This window comes from Mesorhizobium sp. M1E.F.Ca.ET.041.01.1.1 (assembly GCF_003997355.1).
Lineage (GTDB): Bacteria > Pseudomonadota > Alphaproteobacteria > Rhizobiales > Rhizobiaceae > Mesorhizobium.
Window position 1 is genome coordinate 1 of sequence record NZ_RZSL01000646.1, and the last position, 3,088, is coordinate 3,088.

The following is a 3,088-nucleotide window of genomic DNA, read 5'->3' on the forward strand; positions in this document are numbered from 1 at the left end:
GGATAAGCGCCCTTGGTGCCGCGCCAATGCGCGGCGGCAAAGCCGAGCACGATCAGCGCGAAGCCCTGGTGGGTCAACGCCATGTGCAACGGCACCTGCATCAAGAGCGTGCCGATGCCGATCGAGGCCTGCACCAGCACCAGCAGGAACAGCAGCGTGGCGCGGCGGGCATGCGTCGTGGCGGGCTGGCGCCGCCACGTGGCGATCATATGCCAGAGCGACACCACAAAGAGCGCGTAGGCGCCGAGCCGGTGCACGAACTGCACCGTCTTCGGATTCTCGAAGAAGTTCAGCCAGGCGGGTTTCAGCAAGAAGAGATCAGCCGGGATCACCTTTCCGTCCATCAGCGGCCATGTGTTGTAGCTCAAGCCGGCGTGGAGGCCGGCAACCAGCCCGCCGAGATAGATCTGGATCAGCGCCAAAAGCACGATGAAGCCGGCAAGCCGCTGCGTCGAGCGGTCGGCGGCGCGCTCGGAGTGTGGCGCCAACCCTCGCGCGACCACCGTGGTGGCGGTGTAGATCAGCGCCGCGATCGTCAGATGCGTGGCCAGCCGGTACTGGCTGACCGAGACGCGGTCGACCAGCCCCGAGGCCACCATCCACCAGCCGATGGCGCCCTGCAGGGCTCCGAGCAGGAGGATGCCTAACAGCTTCGGCCCGAGGCCGCGCTCGATGCGGCGTGTTGCCCAGAAGAACAGGAGCGGCAGGGCAAAGACGACGCCGACGCTGCGCGCAAGGATGCGATGCACCCATTCCCACCAGAAGATCGACTTGAACGCCTCGATGCTCATGCCATCGTTGAGCTCGGCATATTGCGGGATCTGCTGGTAGCGCTGGAATTCTTCCTGCCACTCGGCATCGTTGAGCGGCGGGATGACGCCGTGGATCGGCTTCCACTCGGTGATCGACAGACCGGAACCGGTGAGCCGGGTGGCGCCGCCGATGAGCACCAGCGCAACCAGCACGAGCAGCACGAAGTACAGCCAGCCGCGCACCAGTGCGCGGTTGCGCAGATCGCGGTCGCGGGCGGCGTATGGGGCCGTGGCGGTGATGGCGGCCATGGGACGGTTCCCGGCAATTGAAACGCGCGATTGGTGGACCATGACCGTCCCGGTGGCAAGGCCGCACAGCGCGGCACGCCGTCGCGCCGGTGAGCTATGGTTGCGCATGGCCGTCGTTCGGCCTAAGCGATGCGGGTCAACGGAACCGCGACATGCCCATTCGCCTGAAAAAGCTGATCGGAACCATCCTGCTGGTGGCGCTGGTCATCATCTATGCGCTGATCGCTTCGGCCGTCGCGGTCACCAGGCTCGCCGAATATGGCGCGACGGCGCATTTCCTGTTCTTCCTGTTCAGCGGCCTGCTCTGGGTGCTGCCGGCAATGGGAATCATCAAATGGCTGATCCTGGAGCCACCTCAGAAGGGCTGAACCGCCTTATCAGATCGTAACGACCATCTTGCCGGCATTGGCGAGCGGCGTCGTCACGCCCGATAGCATCGTGCGGATATGGGCTACGCTCTGGTAGCGGCCGTTGACCGAGATGCGCGGCAGCGCATGCAGGAAGCCGGCATGCTCGGCTCTCAGCACGCCGTGCCGGGTCGTCACCGCCGAGACATAGCCGGCGTCTCGGGCAAAACCCACCTCGCGGCAGCCGACCGCGCTGGCATAGCCGTAAGGGTAAGCGAAATGGCGCGGATCCAGCCCGAGCCTTTCCTCGAGGATGCGCCGGACCTCACCGATCTCGTGGCGCGCGTCCACTTCCGTGAGCCGCTTGAGGTTGCGGTGGTTGACGGTATGCGCGCCGATCGTCACCAGCGGATGCGCGGCCACCGCACGGATCTCGTCCCAGCTCATAAGCGTGCCGGGACGGCTCTCGCCAAGTTCGATCCCGTTGGAACGCGCCAGTTCGCGCAGCGCGGCGCCCTGCTCTTCTTCCGGGACTTCAAGGGTCAACCAGGCATTCAGCCGTGCAATGACCTGAACCTTTCGGCCAGGCGTCGAGCAATCGACGACCGCCGATCCTCTCGCGGTCTTCAGCGTCAGGTGTGAGCTGGTGTCGACGATATCCTCGACGACGTCCCACCACAGGTCGACGGCACCGTCGATCAGGCCTGGCGCGACATAGATGGTGATCGGCGCGCCGTGCTTTTCCAGCACCGGCAGCGCCTCGGTCATGTTATCGCGATAGGCATCGTCGGCGGTGATCGTGGCAAACTGGCCGTGTTTGCCACCCGCCTCGATGCGTTCGATCGCTTCATCAAGGGTAACAAAGGCATAGCCCCTTCCCTTCATGTCGGCGATCAGCTTGTCGAGGAAGGCTGGGGCGATGTTCAGGTGGCGATTGACGCTGTTCGGCTTCTCGGGCGTGGCGGTCACGCGATGCAGCATCAGGATGGCGCCGATGCCGCCGACGAACGGCTTCGCCAGCGGAGCGAGGCCGGTGTAGCGGGCAACGTTCAAGGCCAGTTTCCGGATCGCCTCGCCCCCGTCGATCATTCCTTCACCTTTTGCGCCTAGGCTCATCCAAGCACGACTTGCGCCTATGCGAACCCCAGGTTGCAACCAATACGTCTTAAGGATTGAGGGATGGTTGACGCCGCCGCGTCATTTGACGGCAATCGGGTCGCGGCCAATGAAGCGCCGGCGCGTGCGCCTGCCTCGAACCAGACCCGACTGACGGCGGCGGTGAGTGACGGCGCCGGCCTTGCCGATTACGCGCAATTCTGCGCTTCGGCGCTGTTTGCTCCGGCACAGAGCGCATCCTGGGTGCGCAACTGGGCGGCCGAGACCAAGGCCGACATGGTGGTCGCCACGCTGAACGCCGAAGGCAGGCCGGTGCTTGTGCTGGCGCTCGAAGTCGTCCGGAGAGGCCTGTTCCAGGTCGCCCGTTTCGCCGGCGGACGTCACGCCAACGGGAATTTTCCCGCCGCCGACCAGCGGTCGCTGCAAAGGATCGACGGCTCGGCTATCCGTTCCCTACTCTCGGCAATCGCCAAGGCGCGGCCGGACATCGACCTTGTTGCGCTGGAGCGGCTGCTGCCCGATCTCGACGGCGTCGCCAACCCGCTTGCCGCGCTGCCCCATTTT

At 65.2% G+C, this 3,088-nt stretch carries 3 protein-coding genes and 1 pseudogene; 2 read left to right on the forward strand and 2 right to left on the reverse strand.

Translation table 11 applies throughout. The features are described from left to right. The coding region (locus tag EOA38_RS31835) for a COX15/CtaA family protein (protein ID WP_145966163.1) at window positions 1-1,061 on the reverse strand (1,061 nt) is incomplete at its 3' end. 152 nt (window positions 1,062-1,213) lie between these two features. On the opposite strand from EOA38_RS31835, the gene EOA38_RS31840 reads away from it, so the two are divergent. Further along, the gene (locus EOA38_RS31840; RefSeq protein WP_126094196.1) at window positions 1,214-1,429 is read left to right on the forward strand and encodes a DUF2842 domain-containing protein; all 216 of its coding nucleotides are present in this window, start codon (window positions 1,214-1,216) and stop codon (window positions 1,427-1,429) included. 9 nt (window positions 1,430-1,438) lie between these two features. On the opposite strand, the gene EOA38_RS31845 is transcribed toward EOA38_RS31840, so the two are convergent. Beyond that, window positions 1,439-2,497 carry a polysaccharide deacetylase family protein gene (locus EOA38_RS31845; RefSeq protein WP_127301090.1) on the reverse strand — a complete coding sequence of 353 codons (1,059 nt, stop codon included), beginning with the start codon at window positions 2,495-2,497 and terminating at the stop codon, window positions 1,439-1,441. 90 nt (window positions 2,498-2,587) lie between these two features. On the opposite strand from EOA38_RS31845, the pseudogene EOA38_RS31850 reads away from it, so the two are divergent. Next, window positions 2,588-3,088: pseudogene (locus tag EOA38_RS31850) on the forward strand (GNAT family N-acetyltransferase); the annotation flags it as partial.

What these genes read in the sequence shown, in the direction of transcription:
- EOA38_RS31845 (WP_127301090.1), bottom strand. Translation starts at nt 2,497, where the DNA reads ATGATCGACGGGGGCGAGGCGATCCGGAAACTGGCCTTGAACGTTGCC.
- EOA38_RS31840 (WP_126094196.1), top strand. Translation starts at nt 1,214, where the DNA reads ATGCCCATTCGCCTGAAAAAGCTGATCGGAACCATCCTGCTGGTGGCG.